Source organism: Halogeometricum sp. S1BR25-6, assembly GCF_031624495.1.
GTDB classification, from domain to species: Archaea; Halobacteriota; Halobacteria; order Halobacteriales; family Haloferacaceae; genus Halogeometricum; species Halogeometricum salsisoli.
On the sequence record NZ_JAMQOP010000001.1, the window covers coordinates 45715 to 69013 of the forward strand.

Genomic DNA, 23299 nt, shown 5'->3' on the forward strand with positions numbered 1-23299 from the left:
CTGAAAACCTCTCGCCGGCGATACTCGGCAAAATGGTCCGATTTCCGGGGAGAGTACCGGTCGCTACGCGGGCCGTTCGGCGGTCGCGTCGATGTCCAACTCGGCGGCCACCTCTTCGAGGAAGTCGCCCTTCACCTCGGAGACGCGGGTGGCTATCTCGGCGACGACCGGGTAGTCGAACGACTCGCGGAGTTCGCGCAGGCGTTCGCGTTCGGTCGCAACCCGGTCGCGGAGGAAGCGCGCGCCGCGGCCCTCCTCGTGCGGTTCGGGTTCCGGCGTGAGGCGGTTGACGGCGAGGCCGCCGACGGTCAGCCCGTAGGATTCTAAGTCGTCGGCCGCCCGGCGGGTCTCCCGCAGGGAGAGTTCGTCGGGGTTGACGACGAGGAAGAACGTCGAGGACTCCCTCAGCGTCTCGCCCGCGAACTCGAAGCGCTCCTTCCTGCCCCGCAGGCGGGCGAGGATGGGGTCGCCGTCCATCACGCGCCGGGGTTCGTTGTTGCCGATGGCGGCCTTCTCGTAGAGGTCGATGGACTTCTCGCGCTTGTGCGCGAGGCGGTCTATCCACCCCTCCAAGAGGTCGGGCAGGGAGAGCAATCGGAGCGTCCCGCCGGTCGGCGAGGTGTCGAAGACGACGCGGTCGAACTCCTCGGCGGACTGCATCACCTCGATGAAGCGGTCCATCAGCGCCGACTCGTACGCGCCGGGCGTCTGGTGGGCCATCTCGATCTGCCTGTCGATTTCGTTGACCATCGCCGGACTCACCTGACTGCTCATCGCCCGCTTGGTCTCCATCAGGTGCCGTTCCACCTCGCTGTCGGGGTCCACCTCCATCGCCGAGAGGTTCTCGACGCCCTCCACCGACCGGGGGTCGTTCCCGAACTCCTGGTCGAACACGTCGGAGGTACTGTGCGCCGGGTCGGTGGAGACGACGAGCGTTTCGAGGCCGGCGCGGGCGCACTTTACTCCGTAGGCCGAGGAGAGGGTGGTCTTGCCGACGCCGCCCTTGCCGCCGAAGAAGACGAACTTGCGCATCGTCAGAAGTGGTACTGGTGGCCCTTGCGTTCGAGCAGCGACCCGCGGTCCCACATCCGCCGCTCCCACGCCTCGAACTCGTCTTCGAGGTACGGGAGGAGTTCGGCGGTGTAGTAGGAGACAGGACTCGGAATGCCGAATGCCTCGGGGAAGCACGCCAGCATGAACGCGTCCTCCTGGTCTTCGGCCTCCTGCTCTATCTTCTCGTACGCCGGGTGCGAGATGAGTCCGTGGTAGAAGCCGCGAAGCCACTCTGCGAGGGCCTCGCGATAGTCGCCGATGCGGTCCGCGAGCGTCATGCGTTCACGTCTCTCCTCCGAGATGGAAAGGATGTCGTTCGCGGGCATCGACGGGAATTCCGCCGGTTCAGCCCGCGACGTACCGAAAGCCGTCTCGGAGTGATTCGGTGCGTCGGGCGGGACGTTCGACCCGGTAACGGCGTCGGATTCGACGGCGGTACCGCGAGGAAAGAGCGCGCGAGGAGGCACCGCAGGTTGAAATACCGTGCCGAACCAGTCTGGAACATGAGTCTGGGCGCGGCGGACGCGATTCCGGTGACCGTGCTGACGGGGAGCCTCGGTGCCGGCAAGACGACGCTTCTGAACCACCTCCTGCGGAACGCGGGCGACCGGAAGGTGGCCGTCCTCGTCAACGACATGGGCGAGTTGAACGTCGACGCCGAACTCGTCAGCGAGGACTCCGACCTCTCCGTCGCCGACGGCACCGTCGCCGAGTTGTCCAACGGCTGTATCTGCTGTGAACTCCGCGACGACCTCGAAACCGCCGTCGTCCGCCTCGCCCGCGAGCGCTCGTTCGACCACCTCGTCGTCGAACCCTCCGGCATCAGCGACCCCGCGCCCGTCGCGCGCCTGTTCACAGGCGGGTCGCCCGCGGCCGCCAGATACGACGTGGACGCCGTCGTCGCCGTCGTCGACGCCCGCCAGTTCGCGGATACGTTCGACGTCGACGAGACGCGTGGCGTCTCGTCTGCCAACCGGAACGCGAAGCGTTCCGGTGACGTGGACGGCGAGGGAATGCCGACTCGGACCGTCGAGGCGGGAGCGGACGGCGAACGCCGCCCGCTCTCGGACCTCCTGGTCGAGCAGGTGGAGTTCGCGAACCTGGTCGTCCTGAACAAATGCGACCTGGTGAGCGACGCCGAACGGGAGCGGGTGGAGTCGGTCGTCCGCGCGCTTCGACCCGACACCGAAATACTGACTGTAGAGTACGCTGCGGCGCCGGTCGACCGACTGCTCGACACCGGCCTGTTCGACCCGGGGACGGCGGCCGAACGCGCCGGGTGGCGACGGATGCTGGACGCGGACGGGAGCGGCGACCGAGACGACGGCGTCGGACACGACCACGACGACCACAGCGACCACGACCACGGCCACGGCCACTCGCACCCCGAGGAGGCGTACGGCGTCGACTCGTTCGCCTACCGCCGCCGCCGGCCGTTCCACCCCGCGCGCGTCGCCGCCCTTCTGGCGGCCCTCCCCGAAAGCGTCCTCCGGGCGAAGGGGTCGATGTGGGTCGCCGGGCGCGAGGACGCCCACCTCACTTACAGTCGGGCCGGCCCCTCGGCGTACGCCGAAGTGACGGGTCGGTGGGTGGCGAGCCTCCCCGAGTTCGAACAGGAGGCGTACCGCAGAAACCGCTCGGACCTCGGGTTCGAGTGGGACGAGGAGTGGGGCGACCGGCGCACGGGATTGGTGTTCATCGGCCGCGAGATGGACGAGGAGGCGTTGGTCGCGTCGCTGGACGACTGCCTGCTCACCGACGCGGAGTTCTCAACCGAGTGGGACGCTTTCGAGAACACCTTCCCCGCGGACCCCGGCGGGCGGACGACGCTGTCGGAACCGACGCCCGGAGAGCGGGAGTAGTCGACCCGCGTTCACGCGTTCGCGACGTCCGCGGCGAGGGCGTCGAGGGCGCGTTCGAGTTCGCCGCGGCGCTTCCACGCCGCGAGGCGGTCGGTCAGCGAGGGGAAAGGAAGGCCGAGTGCGACCGACGACCGGGCGGTGACGGTGACGCCGCCGTCGTCCGGGTCGACGGCGACGACCGTCTCCATCGACTCGAACGGTCCGGCCTCGCCGTCCTGTTCGTAGCGGAGGCCGTCCTCGATAGACTCGAAGCGGAGGGCGAACTCGACGCCGCGCGCGCCCACGACCACCACCGTCTCCGCGCCCTCGTCGCGGACTCCCCGCACGTCGAAACTTCCCTCGTACCGCACCATCGCCTCGGGGGCGAGACGACGGAACACCGTCGGCTTCGACCGCGGGACGAATCGGGAGACCGACACCTGACGCATACGCTAGTTGGGTGGAACGGCCGCGTATACCTGCCGACTCCGTTCGACGGCGAATCGACGGAATCGACAGGTCGGGGTCGGACGGCGACGGCGGTTAGCGGACGCTGTCGAGCGACCGGGCGACCGAGCGGTCGACGGTGATCCACTCTGTCGCCAGCGTTCGCTCGCCGGGCGAGAAGATCGTCAGTTCGGACGGGTTCGCGCGGTCGTCGTACAACCACTCCAACTCGACGTCGGGCGCGTCGTCGGATTCCTCGGGCGTCCGGGTCCGTTTCTTCGAGTTCATCGGTTAGGCGGTCGCCTCGGCCTTCAGGCAGTTCGCACAGCGAATCTTCCCGCCGCGCGCCTTCCCTGTCGAGACGTACTCCCCGCAGTCGAAGCACCGTACCCGACTGCGCGCGTACTCGGTGTGCGATGCGATGGGCGTCCGTCCACTGCGTTCGGTCATACTCCGAAGCATGCGGGCGGTATACAAAAGTTCTTTGGAAGAACGGACCATTATAGCGCAGTATGCTTCGTACACCAGCAACTATGACGCACTGCTCGCGAACTTCGAACTGTTCTCGGAGTACAGATGGACGAGCGGTCACAATACGTTCGGAAGGCGCGTACCGGGCGGTACTATAACGGTGCGAGGCGGAACCGTCCGGTATGGGAACGGACACCGCCTCGCGCGGCGACCCGCGCGTGCTGTTCGCGATGAACCTCGTCCTCTCGTCGGTGTTCGCGACGGTGGTCGTGTGGGGATTGGATTTCCTCGGGATGGCGACGCTCACGGTGGTGAACGTCGCGTCGTTGGCGCTCGTCGTGATGGCCGTGACGTATCTCGTGACGCGGTGACGCGACGGCGGCGTCTCTCCACGGCACTGCCTCGCGTGAACCACCCGCACGAGCGTGTCTGCGGGGGATTCATCGGAATTTATGTCGCTGGACGGTCCGCGTTTCGAACAACATGCCCATCGAAGACCGAGACGACGCGTACCTCATCACGCACGCGCTGGCGAAGGACACGCTGCTGCGACTCCGCGACGTGGAGACCGAGCAGGTGGCGTTCCGCAAGGGCCTCGTGAAACTCGGGCGCATCTGCGGCTACGAGATCATAGACGGCGTGATGGAGACGGAGTACGTGACGGTGCAGACGCCGCTGACGGAGACGACGGGCGAGCGGGTGAAAGGCCTCGACGACGTCGTCATCATCAACGTCCTCCGCGCGGCGACGCCGTTCGTGGAGGGACTGCTGAAGGCGTTCCCGCGGGCCAAACAGGGCGTCATCAGCGCCGGCCGCGACGAGGACGCCGGGATGGACGAGGAGGGGGAGTTCCCCATCACCGTCGACTACGTGAAACTGCCCGAGATAACCGAGAAGGACACCGTCATCGTGGCCGACCCGATGCTGGCGACGGGCAGCACGATGTGCGCCGTTCTCGACCACGTCCTGGAGAGCACCGACGCCGACCCCGCCGACCTGTTCGTCCTCTCGGCCGTCTCGGCGCCGGACGGTCTCCTCCGCGTCGGCGACCAGTTCTCCGAGGCGGACCTCCTGACCGTCTCCATCGACGACCACCTCGACGACGACGGCTACATCGTCCCCGGTCTCGGCGACGCCGGCGACCGGGCGTTCCGCACGAAATAGCTCCGTTCTCTCTCGTCCCGGCGCGGCTCCCGGCCCGGCCCGTCTCGGCTCAGTCGTCGGCGGGGGCCCGGCGGACGCCGCGTCCGTTGGAGACTCTTGCCGCCCCCGCGCGATCGACTCCCAGCGCTCGCTCGACCCGCGGAGGAGGCCGACGAGCGTCCGGAACTCACGAAATCGAAGAACTGCCGATAGCCCGTTCCGGTCGGTCATCTCTCCCTACTCGTCGTCGCCCGGCAGGTCGCGCAGGAGACCGAACCAAGTTCGATAGAGCAGAGTGCCGACGCCGCGGCCGAGACCGTAGCCGTATCTGAACGCGTCCGGGTCCGAGGACGCGCGTCGCAGCAGGCGCTGCCACCCGACGCTACAGAGGCCGAACAGGAGGCCGCGGCGTCGACGGGTCCGGATGCGGCCGACGTCGCGGTCGTAGAGGGCGCGATGTACCGCCGCCGTCACCGCCCCGGCGACGAGTCCGAGGGGCGAGAGCGGTTCGACGTCCTCGCCGTGTCGGCGTAGGAACCGTCGGAGCCACGCCGAGTACCCGAGCGTCGCGAGACTGAGGAGAAGTTCGAGGCGGGCGACCGTTCGTCGTTTCATCTGTTTGCTACTTCGTTCGCGCGCCTATCACTGTTGTGTCGACCGCGACGCGCCGACTCGCCGGCCCCGTCGACGGCCAAGCGAACCCCCTCACTTCGGATGGAATCTCGCCGCCGTCGGTCGTTTTTATTTCGAAGCGAACGAGGCGAAACGGACCATCCGACACCACCCGTGAGAAACGTAGGCACGGGTCGCCGTCGGGGAAGGGGCGGACGGACCGCGAAACCCCTTCACTTCGGCTCGAAAACGACAGACTGCGGCGCGGGAGAGCGACGAGAGGTGGAGCGGAAACGACCCCCGCGAGCGGAGGGGTGCGGTACGTACTCGTCCGGAGACGGCGGTTACTCGTCGGCGCCGTCGTCTCCGTCGTTTCCGTCGCCCGCGCCCGTCGAGAGGCCGTCGTCGCCGCGTTCGAGTGCCTTCGACGCGTCGTGGTGCTCGGAGTAGCCGTCGAACCAGCGGACGGTGCGTTCGAGTCTGTCGACGACGTGCCCCGGTTCGCCCGACCGGGAGAGTTCGTGTCCCTCGCGCGGATATCGGACGAGGCGGGTTTCGACGCCGTTCTTCTTCATGAACAGGTAGAACATCTCGCCGTTGTTGACGGGCACGCGGAAGTCGTTGTCCGCGTGCATCACGAGCGTCGGCGTCGTCACCTCGTCGGCGTAGGCGACGGGCGACTGTTCCCAGAGGAACTCGGGGTCCTCCCACGGCGTCGAATCGAAGTCGCCCTCGATGAGTTTGAACGCGTCCGTCGACCCGTAGAACGACGAGAGGTCGAACACGCCGCGTTGCGCGACGGCGCCGGCGAAGAAGTCGGTCTGGCCGACGATCCATCCGGTCATGAACCCGCCGAACGACCCGCCGGTGACGAACGCGTTCGACTCGTCGACGTCGTCGCGTTCGCACACCTCCTCGACGCCGTTCATCACGTCCGTCATCGTCACGTCGCCCCAGTCGGATTCGATGGCCGTAGCGAACCCCTCGCCGTAGCCGGTCGACCCCCGCGGGTTCGACCAGAAGACGGCGTAGCCGCGGGCGGCCAACAGTTGGTACTCGTGCCACATCGTCCCCGACCCGGTCCACATGGCGTGCGGGCCGCCGTGAATCTCGACGACGAGCGGATGGGGTTCGCCCTCGCCGGCGTCCGGCGGCGTCAAGAGCCACCCCTGCACCTCGACGCCGTCCGAGTCGAACCGTATCTCCTCGGGTTCCTGCACGTCGACGTCGGCGAGGTAGTCGGCGTTCACCTCCGTCAGGCGCGTCTCTTCGCCGTCCTCGAACGCGAACACGTCGCCGCGGTGGTCCCACTCGCTCTTGGCGGAGGCGACGACCGGGTTCTCGGGACTGCCGCCGACGGAGAGGCCCGTCGCGTGTCCCTCGCCGACGAGGAGTTCCGGTTCCTCGGACGCGTCTCCCCGCACGCGCCGGGAGACGTAGTGCCCCTCGTCGGGCGTGAGGAAGTAGACGAACTCCTCGCCCGGCCCCCACTCGAACCCCGAGAGGTCGACGGTGCGGTCGAGGTCCTCGGTCGGCGTGACGGTTTCGTCCGTCTCGGGGTCGTACACCCGGATATCGGAGCTTCGCATCGACAGTCGCTCCTCGGGCGTGTGACCGTACGCAACCCGGCCGTCGGCGGCCACGTCCATCACGAGGGCCCAGCAGGTCGTCCGCGTCACGTCCGAGAGTTCGTCGGAGTCGGAAGCGAGGTCCGCGGACTGGATGTCGATGACGACGCTGTCGTCGGGTTCGACTTCCCCTTGGGGATACTTCACGCCGAGGTAGAGTGTCTCGTCGTCGCGCCACGCGGGCGAGACGTGGTCGAGTTCGCCGTCGGTGAGGCGTTCGACGCGGTCCGAGTAGGAGTCTGCGTCGCCGGTCGCGTCCGCGACGTAGACGTGCGCGACGGTGCCGTCGCGGTAACGCTCGTGCTGGCGGTACACGAGTCGGTCGACGACGCGCGGGTCGGGCGTCTCGCGTTCGTACTCCTCGCCGTCGAGGCCGACGTCGAGGCCGTCTTCGCGCTCTCTCTCCGTGGTCGCCTGTTGGAAGGCGATTCGTCCCCCGTCGGGGCTCCACTCGATTCCAGAGACGCCGCCGGGGACGTCCGTGAGTCGCTCTGCCTCGCCGCCGCCGAGGGGAAGCACCCACAGTTGCGGCCGGTCGTCGTCGGCGCCCCGCGTGGAGACGAACGCGAGTCGGTCGCCGTCGGGGCTCCACCGGGGCAGGGAGTCGACGCCCTCCGCGATGGTGAGTCGCCGTGGGTCCGCGCTCCCGTCCGTTGGGACGACGTAGACGGTCTGTTCGTAGGATTCCTCGTCCTTCGGTTCCTTGCGGACGAACGCGACGCGCGTCCCGTCCGGCGACACCTGCGGGTCCTCGACCTGCACGATGTCGTGGTAGTCCGTCGCGGCGACGTGAGTCATACTCCGGCTTCGATACCTCCGCTGAAAGCGTTACGCCCACCGGCGGAGACGGCCGCTGGTGGGCGCTAACATGTGTCTTAGTTGAGAATACCTTCCGTATTTGAAGAGAATCCGGTAATTGATAAAAACCCGTATATATGTGGCGGCAGTAGGTACGGAGATATGGCAGATAATATGCGACGCCGTCAGTTCATCGCAGCGACCGGGGCAGCGGGCTTAGTCGGAATCGCGGGCTGTTCCAGCGGCGGGAACGGCGGCGAGGGCGAGACGACGACGACCGAGGGCGGCGAGTCGACGGAGACGGAGATGGGAACGGGCACGGAGACGGAGTCCTCGGGTGGCGGGTCCGGCGGCAGCGGGCGCCTCTCGTGGCACGCCGGCGGGACCGGCGGGACGTACTTCCCGCTGTCGAACGAGTTCAAGGCCGTCGTCGAGGACAACACCGACTACACGCTTCAGGTGCAGTCCACCGGGGCGTCGGTGGAGAACGTCGGCAGTCTCGCCCGCGGCGAGGCCGACTTCGCGCTCATCCAGAACGACATCGCTTACTTCGCGGTCAACGGCGAGGGCATCGACGCCTTCCAGGGGAACGCCGTCGAGAGCCTCCGCGGCGTCGCGACGCTCTACCCCGAGACCATCCACATCGTCACGCTCGCCGGGACGGGCATCGAATCCCCCTCGGACCTCTCGGGGACGACCATCAACACGGGCGACCTCGGGTCGGGGACGCAGGTGAACGCGACGCAGATTCTCGAAGCGCTCGGCGTCTCCGACTACGAGGAGCAGAACACCGGATTCTCGACGGCGTCCGACCAGTTGAAGAACGGCGACATCGACGCGGCGTTCGTCGTCGGCGGGTGGCCCGTCGGCGCCATCGAGGAACTGGCGGCGACCGAGGACGTCGTCATCGTCCCCGTCGAGGGCGACAACAGGCAGGCGGTCAAGGACGCCGCGCCGTTCTATGCCGACGACGAGGTTCCCTCCGGGACGTACGGCCTCGACTCCGCCGTTCCGACGGTGTCGGTGCAGGCGATGATAGCGACGACGACGCAGGTGGAGAACGCCACGGTCGAAGAGGTCACGGCGGCCATCTTCGACAACGCGGACCAACTCACCATCAAGACGGACTTCATCTCGGCGGAGTCCGCCCAGGAGGGGATGTCCATCGACCTCCACCCGGGCGCACAGGCGTACTTCGGGTAAGCGGTCCGTCGTGACCCCGAGACGAACCGCGCGCTCGCTCGCGGTTCTCGTCGTCCTCGTCCTCCTCGTCGCCGGGGCGGGGGCGGCGACGCCCGACGACCGCGTACTGGTGGTCGAAGACGCCGAGACCGGCGAGGAACTCTTGACGGTTCCCGTCTCGGAGGGAACGCCGGTCGCCCTCGAATACACGCACAGCGTGGAGAAGACGCGCGTCTTGGACGGCTACGCCGTCGACGGGACGAACCTCACGATGACGCGGATGGAGTTCGAGTCGTACGGGGCGGGACTCCCGGCGCGGGCGAACGTGACCGTCGAGAACGGGACGTTCGTCTTCGACCCCGAGGGCACCTACGAGGAACTGTACGTGAAGCCCGGCCGTATCGCGGGCCACGAACTCCGCGTCTGCGACGAGACGTACGACCTCGTCGCCCTCTCGGACGCCCGGTCGGTCCGGGTGGCGGTCGAACGCCGGTCCGCGCTCTCGCACGCCCTCTCGCTGGCAGGTAGCAAGCTATGACATCCGACACAGACGACCGCCGGAGCGGTGACGAAGCGGGGACGGACCCCGAAACGAACGCGCGGGACCGCGTGGTAGCCGACGGCGGCCGGGACGGCGCCGACCGGAACGACGACGGGCGAAACGACGCCGCCGACGCCGACGATGCGGACGTGCTGAGCGACGAGGAGGCCGAAGAGCTTCTCCAGGAGATAGAGCGGAAGCGCTCCCTGTCGGGCTTTGCGGCCCTCTTCGTCTCTATCGTCGGCATCGCGTTCTCGCTGTACCAGATGTGGCTGGCCGCCCGCGGCTTCACGTTCGAGGTCGACCTCCCCCTCCTCGGCGAGGTGGGCGTCGGACAGCTTCAACTGCTCCAGATAAACGCCGTCCACGTCGCGTTCGCCCTCGTCCTCGCGTTCGTGCTCTTCCCGCCGACCGACGGCTCCGGAGCCGTCGCCCGCCGTCTCGGACGCGTCGTCCCGGCGACGCGCGCGCGGTTCGGCGCCGACAGCCCGGTGACGAGGGGAGCGACGGCGGTCAGAGGCGGCGTTCGCTGGGCGGCCGTCGACGGCGACCGGAACCGCGTGACGCCCGCGGACCTCGTCTGCGTCGTCCTCTCGGTGGCCACGGCGCAGTACATGGTGACCGAGTGGTCGGAGATTCAGCAACTCCGCGTGCTGGGGTTGGCCGCGGGCCGGTCCGTCGCGGAGTATCTCGGCCCGTTCGGCGTTCTGGCCGAGGCGGTGAGCGCCGTCGGGATTCCGCTGGCCGACGTCTCCTACCCGTTCTTCCTCGGCGCCGTGGGCGTCCTCCTCGTGTTGGAGGCGACCCGCCGCGCCCTCGGTCTCTACCTCATGCTCATCGTCGCCTCGTTCATCGTCTACGCGCGGTACGGCTACTTCATCGCGCCGGACACGCCGGTCATCGGCGTCCTCTCCATCACCGAGGGGTCGTGGGCGAACATCATCCAGAACCTCTGGTACAACACCGAGAACGGCGTCTTCGGCATCCCCGTCACCGTGTCGGTGCAGTTCATCTACATCTTCATCCTGTTCGGCGCGTTCTTGGAGATGTCCGGCGCCGGCCAGTGGTTCATCGACCTCGCGTACGCCGCCACCGGGACGCGCCGCGGCGGACCGGCCAAGGCGTCCATCCTCGCCTCCGGGTTCATGGGAATGATATCCGGTTCCTCCATCGCCAACACGGTCACGACGGGGGCGTTCACCATCCCGCTGATGAAGAAATCGGGCTACCGTCCGGAGTTCGCGGGCGCGGTGGAGGCCTCAGCCTCCTCGGGCGGACAGATTCTCCCGCCGGTGATGGGCGCAGCCGCGTTCCTAATGATAGAGTTCATCGGCGTCCCGTTCTCGGACATCATCATCGCCGCCACCATCCCCGCCATCGTGTTCTTCTTCGGCGTCTGGGTGATGGTCCACCTCGAAGCCGTCCGGACTGATATCGGCGGCCTCGACCGCAGCGAAGTGGTCGACCTCGGCGCGCACCTCCGCATCGGCTGGTTCTACCTTCTCCCCATCGGCCTGCTGCTGTTCTACCTCCTGGTCGAACGCCTCACCGTCGCGCGGTCGGCGTGGTTCACGCTCGTCGCCATCATGGCGCTCGTCGCCTTCGTGGCGGCGTACGGTCCTCGAACGCGGGTGCCGCTGGTCGGCGCCATCGTCGTTCTCGCGGCCGCGCAGGTCGCTTCTTATCTCCTCACCGGCGTCGGCGCCCTCGCGGCGGCGACCGGCGGGGCGGAGGCGGCGATGGGTCCCGTCGAGGCCGTGTTCGCCGCGGGCGGGGACCTCGGAACCATCGTCGTCCTCGTCAGCCTCGCGTTCCTGCTCGTCCGCCCGCGCATCGACGCGCCGCTCCTTGATTTGGACGCCGCCGTCGACGACACCACCGAACGAGTCGCACAGTCAGTCGGCCGACCCGCGCTCGCCCGCCTGAACGCCGTCCGCTACGGCGTGTTCGTCGGCAAGTCGATGGACTCCGGCGCGCGCACCGCGACGGAAGTCGTCGTCGCCGTCGCCGCCGCGGGCATCATCCCCGGCGTCGTCAGCGCGACGGGTCTCGGCCCCAACCTGACGGCGCTCATCCGCACGACTGCGGGCGGGTCGCTCGTGCTCCTCTTGGTGTTCACCGCCGTCGCGTCCATCATCCTCGGGATGGGGATGCCGACGACGGTGACGTACATCATCCTCGTCTCGCTCCTGGGGCCGGCCATCGCGCAGTCCTCGGACATTCCCCTGCTCGCGGCCCACCTGTTCATCCTCTACTTCGGCGTCATCGCGGACATCACGCCGCCGGTGGCCGTCGCCGCCTACGCCGCGTCGGGGATAGCCAAGTCCGATCCGTTCCAAACGGGGGTGCAGGCGTTCTCGCTGTCGCTCAACAAGGCCATCGTGCCGTTCGCGTTCGCGCTCACCCCCGGCATCCTGCTCCTCCGCGGGAGCGGCGAGTCCGCCCGCGTCCTCACGTTCGCCGACGTGACCGACGTGGCGTACTTCCTCCCCGAGGTGGTCATTCCCGTCGCCGGGGTGTTCCTCGGCGTCGTCGCCCTCGGCGTGACGGTCATCGGCTTCCTCTACCGGACCGTCGGCGCCGGCGAACGCGCCCTCTACGCCGTCGCGGCGCTGCTGCTCATGGCGCCGATGCTGCTCCTGAACGCCGTCACCGACGTGCTCGGAGTTGTCGGCATCCTGACGAACCTCGGCGAACCGCTCGTCCTCGACGTGGGGATGCGCGCCGCCGGCGGCGTCCTGTTCGCTTTCCTCGCGTTCCGGAACCGCCGCGGGGCGGACGAGAAACCGAATCCGACGGCCGCGACGACGAGCGACTGAGGGTCAGAAACGGTCGACGGCGAACCGTCCGAGGTCCGCCCCGAACGATTCGGGCGTCTCGCCGCGCACGATATCGGCGACTACTTTTCCGCTGTACGGTCCCAACTGGAGACCCGTTGGCCCGTGGCCCGTGCAGAGATAGGCGCCCGCCACGTCCGGTACGGCTCCCAAAACGGGCAGGCCGTCGGGGGTCAGCGGTCGGAGACCGACGCGCGAGGCGCGGAGCGAGGCGTCCGCGAGGCCGGGGGCGACGCGGAGCACCTCGTCGAACACCTCGCGCAGGCCCTCGACGGTGGTGCGCGGGACGAACCCCGACCCCGCCTCGCGGGTCGCGCCGGCGGCGACGCGGCCGTCGTCCCACGACACCATGTAGTGGCCCCGAAAGGGGCTGACGATGGGCCAACCGTCGGTGTCGGCGTCCACGTCGAGGTGAACTATCTGTCCGCGTTGCGGTTCGACGGGAATCTCGACGCCCAACTGCGACCCGAACGACTCCGACCACGCGCCGCCCGCGAGGACGACGTTCTCGGCGTCGATGCGCTCGCCGGAGTCGAGGACGACGCCGTCGACTCCTCGGCTTCCGGCCCCGTCGTCGTCGTCTCCGTCGCCGCCGGTGAGAACGAGTTCGCTCACGCTCGCCTCGCGTTCGGTCAGGCCGTGCGACTCGCCCGCCCGCCGGAGCGCCGACTCGAACGTCCGCCCGTCGACCCGGGCGGCGTCTTCGTAGTAGAGTGCGCGTTCCACGTCGGCAAGCGGCGGGAACCGCGCTCTCGCCTCGTCGGCGTCGAGTTCCCGCAGCGACCCCGGTTCGGGGATTCCGAACCGCTCGCGTCGCCCGTCGATGAGTTCCATCGTCCGCTCGAACGCTTCGACTTCGTCGTCGTTGACGGCGACGCTCAGGACGCCGCGTTCGGCGTAGCCGTGCGGGCCGTCCTGCTCGCGTTCGAGCGCCGCGACCAGTTCGTCGTAGTAGCCGACGGCCTCGACGGCGAACTCGACCCACGGTTCGTTGTCCCTGCTGGTCGTCGCCGGCGAGAGGATACCCGCGCCGGCGTCGGTGGCCCGGCCCTCGTCGCGACGGTCCGCGAGGAGCGTCTCGACTCCCTCGCGGGCGAGGTGGTAGGCGACGGACGACCCGGCGATGCCGCCGCCGACCACGACCGCCTCGTATCGGTCTGTCATGGAGGCGAGACGGCGCTCCGAGACGTGATACTGTCGCTTCGTTTGTTCCGGAGCGGGACGGGGCGAGGAAGCCGACGGAGTCGGAGACGCTACTCCACTTTATCGCTGACGCGGATGTCGACGCCGCCGTCGCTCCACAGCCCCACGGTGAGGTTCTCGAGTTCGATGGTGACGCTGATATCGACGTCGCTCGTGTCTTTGAACAGCATGTCGATGGCGTCGGGGTTGATGTTGTCGTACAGGCGGAACTCGTCGCCGGAGAACGTCGCGTGCTCGTGTTCCTGGACGGCTTCCAGTATCGCCTCGCTGAGTGCGACGTCGTCGCCGGGGTAGTACCGTCGGCGTTCGGGGTCGTGGGTCATGGGTCCCTTCTGACAGATACGCCGACCGTTCCTAAATTTCTTTTTGCAGCGACGGGAAATATATGGTCGGCGCGCGGCGCGCCGCCGTACCGGGTGATTTCGCGGAGGGTCGACCTCCGCCGCTACCCGACGTCGGCCCGACCGCTGGTGGCGCTCCGAATCCGGTCGCGCAGACCGGACCCGTCCTCGACCGGAACCCGAACGTCGAAGGAGACGTCCGCCTCGTACGCCGCCTCGAACTCGACGCCCGCACTCTCTAAGATGCCGCGGACGGTGCCGGAGTCGTCGTAGGCGACCGTCACGGCGAACGTCTCGTGCGGCACCTCCTCCGCGATTCCGGCGGCGTCGACGGCGTCTTTCACGCCGCGGGAGTACGCGCGGGCGAGGCCGCCGACGCCGAGGTTGGTGCCGCCGTAGTAGCGCGCGACGACGGCGACGACGTTTCTGAGGTCCTGCTGAACGAGGACGTTCAGCGCGGGCTTCCCGGACGAACCGGAGGGTTCGCCGTCGTCCGAGGAGTACTCGCGGAGCATCGTCCCGGACCCGGCCGACTCCCCTCCGGCGGGGACGCGGTAGGCGGGCACGTTGTGCGTCGCGTCGGCGTGTCGCTCCCGCACCGCGTCGACGAACGCCTCCGCCTCCTCGACCGTGTTCGCGCGGTCGACGTAGCCGAGGAACTCGGAGCCGCGAATCTCGAACCTTGCCTCGCCGGGGCCGGCGACGGTGCGGTAGGCGTCGGTCACGGTCGGAGTTGGCGCGGGTTCGGGCAAAAGGGTTCGGTCGTCGCGGGCGAGGTCGGTTCGGGGTCCGAGCCCTACTCGTTCACCTTCCGAAAGCCCTCCAAGTCCCCCTGCGGGCTCCCCATCTCGATGTTGACGCCCTCCACCTCGGCCTTCGGCGGACCGCGCTTGCACCAGTCGATGACGTGTTCGACGTCGCCCTCGGCGCCCTCGAACACCGCCTCGACGCGGTCGTCTTCGAGGTTCCGCGCCCACCCGTCGACGTCGTGGGCGCGGGCCGTCTCGTGGAGATTGTCGCGGAAGTGAACGCCTTGAACGGTACCGGTGACGAAAACGTGCGCGCGTGTGTCGGCCATTACGGTCGCTACGGGCGGAGCACTCAAACGGCCTGTGGCCGAGGCGGGTCAAATCAGGCGATGCTGATACGGCGGACGAACGGAAGGCTCGACAGTTCGTTCAACAGGTCGCCCGGAATCGGTTCGTCGGTGACGACGTAGAGTTTCGGGTCGTCGGTGAACTCGGGGTCCTCGCTTATCGTCTGGCGGATGGAGATGTCGCGGTCCGCGAGTCGAGACGTTATCTCGGCGACGATGCCGGGGGCGTCGGCGTCGGCGACTTCGACGGTGAGGACGGAGAGGTCGAGGACGGGCGCGAGGTCCATCAGGCTGGGAATCGACGAGATGTTCTGGAAGATGCGGCGGAGTTGCTCGTCGTCGAGGATGGCACTGGTGGTGGAGTCGACGACGCGGCGGTCGACGCCGATTTCGCGGGCGATGCCGGTGTTCGGAATCTCGATGCCGCCGGAGACGACCCGCCCCTCGTCGTTGACGGAGAACCCGCGTTCGAGGAGGAGGCGGATGACCTCCTGTTGGCTCGGACTCCCCTCGAACTTCCGCATTATCTCGTCGAACATCGCTTTTCCGGGAGATTGGAAGGCGGCGGCATTAATCCCTCGCTCGTCGCCCGACGAGGCGGTCGCGGCGGGTCCGAAGACGGCCGACCCGCGGCGGCGAGAGGGTTTAACCGCCCGCGGTGAGCATCCTGAACCATGTCCATGCGACAGCTTCGTTCGTGTGACTTCTGCGGCGAGGACGCCAGCGGCATCTACGAAGTCCTGCCCGCGGAACTCTCGCCGACCGAAGACGAACAGCGTCGCGTCGTCCTCTGCGACGACTGCCTCCAGACGCTCGAAACCGTCGTCGACCCCCTCCTCGCCCGCCTCGGCTTCGACGCGGCGGCGAGCAGAGACACCGCCGTCGAGGAACGGGAGCGCGGCGAGTCACCCGAACCCGTCTCCGCGTCGGGAGTGAGCAACCGAGAGGGCGACATCACCGAACGCCCCGTCGCCACCTCGACGGCGAACACAGTGGACGCGCCAGACGCACCGGATGCACCGGACGCGACGGACGCGACGCCGATGACGACCGAAGCCGAGGACGCAGTCCGGAGCGCCGACGGCGGAATCGACGGCGACGACGAGGACGAATCGGCCCACGGTGAAACGGCCGACGTCGACGACGACGGGAGCAGAGCGACGTCAAGCGAGGAGACGAGCGACGAGGAGACGTTCGGGGACCGACCGGCCGAGGACTACGAGGTCGACGAGGAGACGGTAGCCGAAGAGACGGAGGCCGCGACGGACGCCGAGACTCCGGCCGCGACGGAGGACGGCGCTCCGACGGCCGACGAGGAGCGTCGGGATGAGACGAGCGACGAAGAGACGTTCGGGGACCGACCGGCCGAAGACTACGAAGTCGACGACGCCGACAGGCGGCAGTCCGCCGACGGCGACCCCGCCGAGGACTACGAAGTCGAAGACGACGTGAGAGAAGAAGTGGCGGCGGCGAGCGAGGAGCTAGACGACGCGGAGGCCATCGAGGCCGAACCGGAGAAGTTCCGGCGGGTGATGCGCCTCCTGAACAACCGCGACCTCCCGGTCGACCGCGACGAGTTCGCCGACGTCGCCGCCGGCGCGTACGAACTCGACCGCTCCGAGGTCGACGCCATCATCGACTACGCGGTTCGGCGCGACGTGCTGGAAGAAGAAGACGGACGGCTTCAGAAGGCCTGAGCGGGGGGCTACAGCGCCCCTTTCGTGCTCGGGGTGTCGCTGCGACGCGGGTCCACGCGCGTCGCGTCGTCCAAGGCGCGGGCGAGAGCCTTGAACAGCGCCTCGACCTCGTGGTGGGCGTTGTCGCCCTCGATTTCGGTGTGCAACGTCAGACCGGCGTGCATCGCCAGCGAGTAGCCGAAGTGCCGGGCCATGTCGCTGGTGAAGTCGCCGATTTCGTCCTGCGAGAACGCGCCGTCGAAATCGAAGTACGGGCGACCGCTCACGTCCACGACGACGCCGGCGACGGCCTCGTCCAAGGGGACCTTCCGGTCGGCGTAGCGGACGATGCCGCGTTTGTCGCCGAGGGCCTCGTCGAAGGCGTCGCCGAGGACGATGGCCACGTCCTCGACGGTGTGGTGGTCGTCGATGTGCAGGTCGCCGTCGCACTGGACGGTCAGGTCGAACAGGCCGTGCTTGGCGAACGCTTCGAGCATGTGGTCGAAGAACCCGACGCCGGTGTCGACGGCGCTGTCCCCGTCGCCGTCGACGGTCAGCGTCACGTCGATGGTCGTCTCGGCCGTCTCGCGGGAGATGGCGGCGGTGCGCGAGGCGGCCTCTCTCCGTTCGTCGGCGTCCCCGTCGGCGTCGTCGGTCATACCGGCGTGTCGTCGCGGGGCGGTATCACGGTTGCGCTCTCGCGCCTCACGACGCGTCCGAACTGCCCCCGTCCGCGGCCGGGTCCGCGTACGGGTCGTCGACGGGAAACAGCCCCGTCGACATCAATCGGCGGACGATGGTGACGAGTCCGTTCTCGAACCCGCGGCCGAAGACGGCCTGTTCGGACTGCTCGCCCGTCGCGCCGCCCGAGTGAGTCGTGCTCACGAGGATGGTGGTTCTGTCGACCAAGAGCAGTCGCGTTATCTCCGTGGCGTCGTCTGCCGCCGTCGACCGCAACCACTCCAACTCGGAGACGAACGCCTCCGCCCCCGGAAGCACCGCGCGCACGTCCTCGTGCAGCGACTCCGACACCGTACCGACGACGACGGAGACGCCGCGGTCCTGCGCCGATTCGAGCCGTTCCACCAAGTCGTCCGTCAGCGCCGACTCGTGGCCGACGATGAGGACGACTTCCGACTCCGCCTCGTCGACGAGTTGCGTCGTGCGGGTCGCTATCGCCGCGCTTCCCGAGAGCGCCCACACCTCGTGGGAGACGTCCACCTCGTCGTCAACGGTGGCCGCCTCGACTCCCTGCAACGTCTCCCGGAGCGACTCGGTCCGCGACTCGTACTCGCTCCGGAGCGTCTGCGCCGCCTCGTCGATGGAGACGGCGCGGAACCGCTGCGGGTTCGCGTGCTGAATCTCGACGAGCCCCTGCGTTTCGAGCACGCGGACGGCGTCGTACACGCGCGTGCGCGGCACCTCCGATATCTCGCTGATGTGTTTCGCTGTGCCGCTCGGAAGCTGCGTGAGTGCGACGAAGCACTTTGCTTCGTACTCTTTCAATCCGAGTTTCTGGAGCAGTTCGACCGCTCGTTCAACGTTCGTTAGGTCTTCCATGGGTCCCAACCTCTTTGACCGGCTACTCAGTCGTCACAGTGGAGTTGACGCGCCCGAGGAAAGACGCTTCCGCTCCGAAGCACTCGTCGAGACGAGCGAAACGGGAGAGCGAGACGCGGCCGTTCCGTCGACCGAAGGGCGGCGTTCGACGGCCTCTGAGGCAGTCACTCAGTTACTCACAGTATCGCTTTCGAGACTGATAGACTCCGCGCCGCTATTGGGGGGGGGGATGGAGTTGTTCACTCGGTTAATCACAACACAAATATATCGGTGGAGGATAGAACGACGAACGGCACGCCGACAGAATGGGTCCCAACCTCTCTGCGGCGGCGTGCTGCGACTGCCCCCTCGGGGCAGTTTCCGACCGCGGAGTCCGCTCTCATTATGTCTTCAGACCCGTCCGACGACCCCCACGCCGTCGCCGTCGAACAGCTCGAAGCGCTCGGGTTGAGCGTCTACGCCGCCCGGACGCTCGTCGCGCTCGACAGTCTCGAACGGGGGACGGCCCAGGAGGTCAGCGAGGTGTCCGAGGTCCCGCGGACGCGCGTGTACGACGCCGTCGAGGAACTCCGAGAGCGGGGACTCGTCGACGTCCAGCAATCCTCGCCCAAGCAGTTCTGGGCCGTCTCGGCGGAGACGGTGAGACGCCGGTTCGAGCGCGAGTACACGAACCGGCTGGACGCCCTGTTGGAAGCCCTCGACGCTGTCGACTCCCCGCCGCGGACGACGGAGCAGCGGGGGGTGTGGACCGTCACGGGTCGCGAGTCGGTCACCGACCGCCTCCTCGAGTTCATCGACGAGGCGACCGAGGAGATCGTGTTCATGACCGTCGACGAACTGCTCTCCGAGGAGGTGCTCGACCGACTCCGCGCCGCCAGCCGACGCGGCGTCTCCATCAAAGTGGCCGGCCTCTCGCAGCCCGTTCGGGACGACGTCCGCGAGGAGGTGCCGGGGGCCGACCCGTTCGAGTCGCTGTGGGCGTGGTCGGAGACCCCCGCCGGCCGACTCTTGATGGTCGACCGGGAGAAGACACTCGTGAGCGTGCTCGTGCAGGGGAACGGCGACCACCCGCCGGAACCTCGCGACGAGACGGCGATATGGGGGGCGGGCGAGACCAACGGACTGGTCGTCGTGCTGAAGGCGATGTTCACCTGGGAACTCGACGCGAAGTCGGACGCGAATCCGGGGTCGAATCCGAATCCGGATTCGGACCCGAGCGACGGCGACCCGTCGCGGTGACCGTCGAAATCCCTCTCGTCAGAGGGGCCGCTTCGAGGGAGTGGCGCCGTCCGAACCTCGGAGGTACGCGTCGAGGAGGGTGGCGGTACCGCGCCGCAGCGCCCGCGACGCCGCGGTCTCTGAGATATCCATCTCCTCGGCGAGTTCCGCCAGCGATAGCTGTTGCGGCACCTCGAAGTAACCGCCCTCCCACGCGCATCGAAGCACCCCCCGTTGCGTCTCGGTCACGCCGTTTCCTCCGGTCGAGGGCGTCGGGTCCGACGCGCCGACGCGGTGGATAGTCAGCGGGTGCTCGGGGTCGTCGTACGCCGTGTGGAAGTGCGACATCGCTCCTCTGTCCGAGAACCGGAGCGTGAGGCGCCACTCCCGGTCGCGCAACTCGGCCCGGAGGAGTGTCCCGCCGGTCTCCCGGAGACACGCTAACAGTTGCGGGAGCGTCTCGGTCCACGAGAGCCAGTAGATCGCCTCGCCGTCCGTCTCGCCGACGCGGACCGCCTCTTCGAGGACGGGGCTGGCGCGGAACTCGGCCGCCGCCGAGCGGGCGCCGTCACCGCTCACGACGACCAGCGAGGGCGCCTCGACGCCGAACGCGGTGCGTTCGAATTCGACGGCGACCGTCGGCGGGAGACCGTTCGAGCGGACTAATCCCAGTCCCCCGACCGGCACCGAGAGTTCGAGGCGCATCTCAGGACGGCCCCTCGGGCCGGGGGCCGGAGGCGAACCGGGCCCGGGCGGCGGCGATGGTCGCGTGCGACTCGTCCTGGCTGTAGGGAGTAGCTCGCCGTTTCACGTCGGCGGTCGGTCGATTCGACGATTCGGTCGTGGATAGTGTGATTTCGAAGAACATCTGTGTTGCGTTCGTGCGGTCGAAATCCCGACGAACGTGGTCTAGAGGAGGCAAGGTACGCCGGAAACCTTGTCGTTACTTCGCATCCTCACACTATCGCTCCGCAAATCCGACACACCGTGCATTCCGTTTTCATACCGTCTGACGGGTGTCTGCCGGATATTCATGCCTCTCGCGCGGCCAAAGAACAGGTAGCCATGCGCTTGAAGGGAACGGCAGTGGCGCTGTACACGCTGACGCTCGGGTGCCTCCTGCTGTTCGCGCAGTCCGGGACCGGGACCGCACTCGGGGTCGCGCTGATAGCGCTCGTATCGACGGCCGCGGTGGCGAGAGTCACCACCGACCGGGCGGCGCGCGGGAAGCGACGACGGGACGCGGAGTGACCGGGTACGAGCGGAACGGGTGTCACGGGACCGTCGACGCGACGCTCCCGAACGCGCCGCGAGCGACGAGGACGCGACGAACGCTACTCGCGGACCGCCTCTTGGGCTTCTCCGAGCGTAAACGCGCCCTCGTAGAGGGCTGTCCCGACGACGACGGCCGCCGCGCCAGCCTCCTTCAGCGCCCGAATATCGGGGAGCGACGCGACGCCCCCGGAGGCGACCACCGGGATGTCGACCGCATCGACGACGCGGCGAGTCACGTCGGTCTGAACGCCCTCTAACTGTCCTTCCACGTCCACGTCGGTAAACAGTATCGCGCCCGCGCCGAGGTCCTCGTAGCGCGCGGCGGCCTCGGCGGGGTCCAGCCCCGTCCCCTCGGTCCACCCCGAGACGACGACTTCGCCGTCCTTGGCGTCGAGGCTCACCATCACCGACCCCGGGTGCGACTCGCTTATCTCGCTCACGACGTCGGGGTTCTCGACGGCCGCGGTGCCGAGGATGACGCGTTCGACGCCGAGTTCGAGCAGTTCGACCGCGTCGTCGGCCGACCGGATACCGCCGCCCAACTGGACGGGCACGTCGACGGCGTCCACGACGGCCTCCACCGCCTCGGCGTTCTTTCTATCGCCCTCGAACGCGCCGTCGAGGTCGACGAGGTGGAGCGTCTCCGCGCCCTCGTCGACCCAGCGCTCGGCGGCCTCGACCGGGTCGCCGTAGCGCGTCTCGGTGCCGCGTTCGCCCTGCACCAACTGGACGACTTCGCCGTCCTGCATGTCGACCGCGGGCACCACCTCGAACGTCGGGAACGCCTCCGTCATACCGGAGCGTGGACGCCCGCGGCGCGTAAAGTCACCGGAGACGGCGGATTTGCCGCGCGGGTCGGGCCCGGAATCGGCGCGGCCGACGGAGGGAGAAGCGAACCCCGAACCGTCAGTTCCAGGGGGCGAAAACGTGGGCATCGTTCGGGAGAAACGCGAGCGATTCGAAGGACACGATTCGCAACCGCTTTGACGCCGGACGAATCAAAAAGAGGTAATGAAACTGTTCGGTTCGAGCGGGACCCGGGGCGTGGTGGGTGACGGTCTCACGCCCGAGTTCGTCCTGCGCGTCGCGAAGGCGGCCGGGACAGTCTGGGCGTCGGACCGTGTGGTGGTCGCGCGCGACACCCGAACGACGGGCGAGATGTTCTCCAACGCGGCGACCAGCGGCCTCGCCAGCGTCGGCGTCAACGTGGACGTGCTCGGTCCGGTTCCGACGCCGGGCGTCGTCCGCTACTGCGAGACGGAGGAGGTGCCCGCGGTCGTCATCACCGCCTCGCACAACCCGCCGGAGTACAACGGCATCAAACTCGTCGGCGACGACGGCGTCGAACTCTCGGTCGCCGACTTAGAGCGCATCGAAGAGCACATCCTCGCGGAGGATTTCGCCACCGCCGCGTGGGACGAGGTGGGCGAGATACGCGAGGTCGACTCCGCGAACCGCGAGTACGTCGAGGACCTGCTCTCGGCCGTCGACCGCGAAGCCATCTCCGAGGCGAACCTGACCGTCGCCCTCGACCCCGGCCACGGCGCCGGTTGTCTCACCAGCCCCGAGTTCTTCCGCGAACTCGGCTGTGATGTCGTGACCGTCAACGCCAACCCCGACGGCCGCTTCCCCGGCCGCGAGTCCGAACCGGTCGGCAGCAAACTGGGCGACCTCTGCCGCCTCGTGAAGGCCAGCGACGCCGACGTCGGCGTCGCCCACGACGGGGACGCGGACCGGGCCGTCTTCGTCGACGAACACGGCGAGTTCGTCGCCGGCGAGGCGTCGCTGGCCGCCCTCGCCGCCGCCCACCTCGGACCGAACGATACCACCGTCGCCGCGGTGAACGTCTCTCAGCGACTCGTCGACGTCTGCGAGGAGACGGGCGCGGACCTCGAACTGACGCCCATCGGCGCGACGAACATCATCACTCGAATCCGGGACCTGTGGGCACGGGGCGAAACCGTCCCCGTCGCCGGCGAGGGCAACGGCGGCATCTTCTTCCCGAACTACCGCCTCGTCCGCGACGGCGCCTACACCGCCGCGAAGTTCCTCGAACTCGTCGCCGAGCGTCCGACCAGCGAGGTGGTCGCCCCCTACTCCGACTACGTGAACGTGCGCATCAACCTCAAGTACGAGAGCGACGCGGAACTCGAAGCGATGCTCGACGCCGCTCACGAGTACGCCGAAGCGTCCGAGGCGACGCCGAACACCACGGACGGCTACCGCCTCGACTACGGCGACGCGTGGGTGCTCGTGCGCCCCTCCGGCACCGAACCGAAAGTCCGCGTCTACGCGGAAGCGCGGAACGAAGAGCGGGCCGCGGAACTCGCCGCGGGCGCCGAAGAGGCGCTCAAGGACGCGCTCGACCGAATCTGAA

The 23299-nt window shown here is 68.2% G+C and carries 26 protein-coding genes; 10 read left to right on the forward strand and 16 right to left on the reverse strand.

From position 1 onward, the window contains the following. Nucleotides 1–63: 63 nt before the first annotated feature. Both NDI76_RS00220 and NDI76_RS00225 read right to left on the reverse strand, forming a co-directional pair. Nucleotides 64–1032, reverse strand: coding sequence for an ArsA family ATPase (locus NDI76_RS00220; protein ID WP_310921942.1), 969 nt, complete (start codon nucleotides 1030–1032; stop codon nucleotides 64–66). 2 nt (nucleotides 1033–1034) lie between these two features. Continuing rightward, complete coding sequence (locus NDI76_RS00225) at nucleotides 1035–1331, reverse strand: DUF7990 family protein (RefSeq protein ID WP_310921943.1); 297 nt, start codon at nucleotides 1329–1331, stop codon at nucleotides 1035–1037. Between the two features lie 225 nt (nucleotides 1332–1556). Between NDI76_RS00225 and NDI76_RS00230 the strand changes: the two genes are divergently transcribed. Continuing rightward, the gene (locus tag NDI76_RS00230) at nucleotides 1557–2915 is read left to right on the forward strand and encodes a CobW family GTP-binding protein (protein WP_310921944.1); all 1359 of its coding nucleotides are present in this window, start codon (nucleotides 1557–1559) and stop codon (nucleotides 2913–2915) included. 11 nt (nucleotides 2916–2926) lie between these two features. Here NDI76_RS00230 and NDI76_RS00235 read toward each other — a convergent pair whose 3' ends face one another. The 3 genes from NDI76_RS00235 to NDI76_RS00245 all read right to left on the reverse strand — a co-directional run bounded on the left by NDI76_RS00235 (nucleotide 2927) and on the right by NDI76_RS00245 (nucleotide 3791). After that, complete coding sequence (locus NDI76_RS00235; RefSeq protein ID WP_310921945.1) at nucleotides 2927–3343, reverse strand: SRPBCC family protein; 417 nt, start codon at nucleotides 3341–3343, stop codon at nucleotides 2927–2929. Nucleotides 3344–3437: 94 nt separating this feature from the next. Next, nucleotides 3438–3629: a hypothetical protein gene (locus NDI76_RS00240; protein ID WP_310921946.1), complete on the reverse strand. Its 192-nt coding sequence runs from the start codon at nucleotides 3627–3629 to the stop codon at nucleotides 3438–3440. 3 nt (nucleotides 3630–3632) lie between these two features. Beyond that, on the reverse strand, nucleotides 3633–3791 hold the full coding sequence (locus NDI76_RS00245) for a hypothetical protein (protein ID WP_310921947.1): 159 nt from the start codon (nucleotides 3789–3791) through the stop codon (nucleotides 3633–3635). Between the two features lie 203 nt (nucleotides 3792–3994). Here NDI76_RS00245 and NDI76_RS00250 point away from each other — a divergent pair, with 203 nt between their 5' ends. Beyond that, nucleotides 3995–4183 carry a DUF8107 family protein gene (locus tag NDI76_RS00250; protein WP_310921949.1) on the forward strand — a complete coding sequence of 63 codons (189 nt, stop codon included), beginning with the start codon at nucleotides 3995–3997 and terminating at the stop codon, nucleotides 4181–4183. Between the two features lie 112 nt (nucleotides 4184–4295). Further along, on the forward strand, nucleotides 4296–4976 hold the full coding sequence (upp, locus tag NDI76_RS00255) for a uracil phosphoribosyltransferase (RefSeq protein ID WP_310921950.1): 681 nt from the start codon (nucleotides 4296–4298) through the stop codon (nucleotides 4974–4976). 216 nt (nucleotides 4977–5192) lie between these two features. On the opposite strand, the gene NDI76_RS00260 is transcribed toward upp, so the two are convergent. Further along, the gene (locus NDI76_RS00260; RefSeq protein WP_310921952.1) at nucleotides 5193–5570 is read right to left on the reverse strand and encodes a DUF8097 family protein; all 378 of its coding nucleotides are present in this window, start codon (nucleotides 5568–5570) and stop codon (nucleotides 5193–5195) included. Nucleotides 5571–5911: 341 nt separating this feature from the next. After that, nucleotides 5912–7993: a S9 family peptidase gene (locus NDI76_RS00265; protein WP_310921953.1), complete on the reverse strand. Its 2082-nt coding sequence runs from the start codon at nucleotides 7991–7993 to the stop codon at nucleotides 5912–5914. Nucleotides 7994–8155: 162 nt separating this feature from the next. Between NDI76_RS00265 and NDI76_RS00270 the strand changes: the two genes are divergently transcribed. Genes NDI76_RS00270 through NDI76_RS00280 form a run of 3 tightly spaced genes read left to right on the forward strand, consistent with a single transcriptional unit; the run spans nucleotide 8156 to nucleotide 12535 of the window. Further along, nucleotides 8156–9196, forward strand: a complete 1041-nt coding sequence (locus NDI76_RS00270; protein ID WP_310921954.1) for a TAXI family TRAP transporter solute-binding subunit — start codon at nucleotides 8156–8158, stop codon at nucleotides 9194–9196. Nucleotides 9197–9206: 10 nt separating this feature from the next. After that, complete coding sequence (locus NDI76_RS00275; RefSeq protein WP_425498302.1) at nucleotides 9207–9713, forward strand: DUF1850 domain-containing protein; 507 nt, start codon at nucleotides 9207–9209, stop codon at nucleotides 9711–9713. Beyond that, nucleotides 9710–12535, forward strand: a complete 2826-nt coding sequence (locus tag NDI76_RS00280; RefSeq protein WP_310921955.1) for a TRAP transporter permease — start codon at nucleotides 9710–9712, stop codon at nucleotides 12533–12535. The genes NDI76_RS00275 and NDI76_RS00280 overlap by 4 nt, the downstream gene beginning before the upstream one ends. Before the next feature lie 3 nt (nucleotides 12536–12538). Here NDI76_RS00280 and NDI76_RS00285 read toward each other — a convergent pair whose 3' ends face one another. From NDI76_RS00285 to trpY, 5 genes are all read right to left on the reverse strand, one after another. Further along, the gene (locus tag NDI76_RS00285) at nucleotides 12539–13717 is read right to left on the reverse strand and encodes an NAD(P)/FAD-dependent oxidoreductase (protein ID WP_310921956.1); all 1179 of its coding nucleotides are present in this window, start codon (nucleotides 13715–13717) and stop codon (nucleotides 12539–12541) included. 89 nt (nucleotides 13718–13806) lie between these two features. Continuing rightward, entirely contained in the window at nucleotides 13807–14079 is a 273-nt protein-coding gene (locus tag NDI76_RS00290) for a HalOD1 output domain-containing protein (protein ID WP_310921957.1), read from the reverse strand. Nucleotides 14080–14201: 122 nt separating this feature from the next. Next, a complete protein-coding gene (locus tag NDI76_RS00295; RefSeq protein WP_310921958.1) occupies nucleotides 14202–14822 on the reverse strand; it encodes an IMPACT family protein in 621 nt (206 codons plus the stop codon). Nucleotides 14823–14893: 71 nt separating this feature from the next. After that, a complete protein-coding gene (locus tag NDI76_RS00300) occupies nucleotides 14894–15175 on the reverse strand; it encodes an acylphosphatase (protein ID WP_310921959.1) in 282 nt (93 codons plus the stop codon). 53 nt (nucleotides 15176–15228) lie between these two features. Continuing rightward, the gene (trpY, locus tag NDI76_RS00305; RefSeq protein ID WP_310921960.1) at nucleotides 15229–15732 is read right to left on the reverse strand and encodes a TrpY family transcription regulator; all 504 of its coding nucleotides are present in this window, start codon (nucleotides 15730–15732) and stop codon (nucleotides 15229–15231) included. A 135-nt stretch (nucleotides 15733–15867) separates the two neighbouring features. Here trpY and NDI76_RS00310 point away from each other — a divergent pair, with 135 nt between their 5' ends. After that, a complete protein-coding gene (locus NDI76_RS00310) occupies nucleotides 15868–16890 on the forward strand; it encodes a prolipoprotein diacylglyceryl transferase (RefSeq protein WP_310921961.1) in 1023 nt (340 codons plus the stop codon). A gap of 8 nt (nucleotides 16891–16898) precedes the next feature. Here the strand turns inward: NDI76_RS00310 and hisB are convergent, their stop codons facing one another. Beyond that, nucleotides 16899–17528, reverse strand: coding sequence for an imidazoleglycerol-phosphate dehydratase HisB (gene hisB, locus NDI76_RS00315; protein ID WP_310921962.1), 630 nt, complete (start codon nucleotides 17526–17528; stop codon nucleotides 16899–16901). 46 nt (nucleotides 17529–17574) lie between these two features. Further along, the gene (locus NDI76_RS00320) at nucleotides 17575–18429 is read right to left on the reverse strand and encodes a TrmB family transcriptional regulator (protein ID WP_310921963.1); all 855 of its coding nucleotides are present in this window, start codon (nucleotides 18427–18429) and stop codon (nucleotides 17575–17577) included. Nucleotides 18430–18813: 384 nt separating this feature from the next. Between NDI76_RS00320 and NDI76_RS00325 the strand changes: the two genes are divergently transcribed. After that, nucleotides 18814–19668 (forward strand): TrmB family transcriptional regulator, encoded by an 855-nt coding sequence (locus tag NDI76_RS00325; RefSeq protein ID WP_310921964.1) that lies wholly within the window; start codon nucleotides 18814–18816, stop codon nucleotides 19666–19668. 18 nt (nucleotides 19669–19686) lie between these two features. Here NDI76_RS00325 and NDI76_RS00330 read toward each other — a convergent pair whose 3' ends face one another. Next, on the reverse strand, nucleotides 19687–20352 hold the full coding sequence (locus tag NDI76_RS00330) for a helix-turn-helix domain-containing protein (protein ID WP_310921965.1): 666 nt from the start codon (nucleotides 20350–20352) through the stop codon (nucleotides 19687–19689). 360 nt (nucleotides 20353–20712) lie between these two features. On the opposite strand from NDI76_RS00330, the gene NDI76_RS00335 reads away from it, so the two are divergent. Continuing rightward, entirely contained in the window at nucleotides 20713–20898 is a 186-nt protein-coding gene (locus NDI76_RS00335; protein WP_310921967.1) for a hypothetical protein, read from the forward strand. Between the two features lie 83 nt (nucleotides 20899–20981). Here NDI76_RS00335 and hisA read toward each other — a convergent pair whose 3' ends face one another. After that, entirely contained in the window at nucleotides 20982–21716 is a 735-nt protein-coding gene (hisA, locus tag NDI76_RS00340; protein ID WP_310921968.1) for a 1-(5-phosphoribosyl)-5-[(5-phosphoribosylamino)methylideneamino]imidazole-4-carboxamide isomerase, read from the reverse strand. Between the two features lie 217 nt (nucleotides 21717–21933). On the opposite strand from hisA, the gene glmM reads away from it, so the two are divergent. Then, on the forward strand, nucleotides 21934–23298 hold the full coding sequence (gene glmM, locus NDI76_RS00345; protein ID WP_310921969.1) for a phosphoglucosamine mutase: 1365 nt from the start codon (nucleotides 21934–21936) through the stop codon (nucleotides 23296–23298). Nucleotide 23299 lies beyond the last annotated feature (1 nt).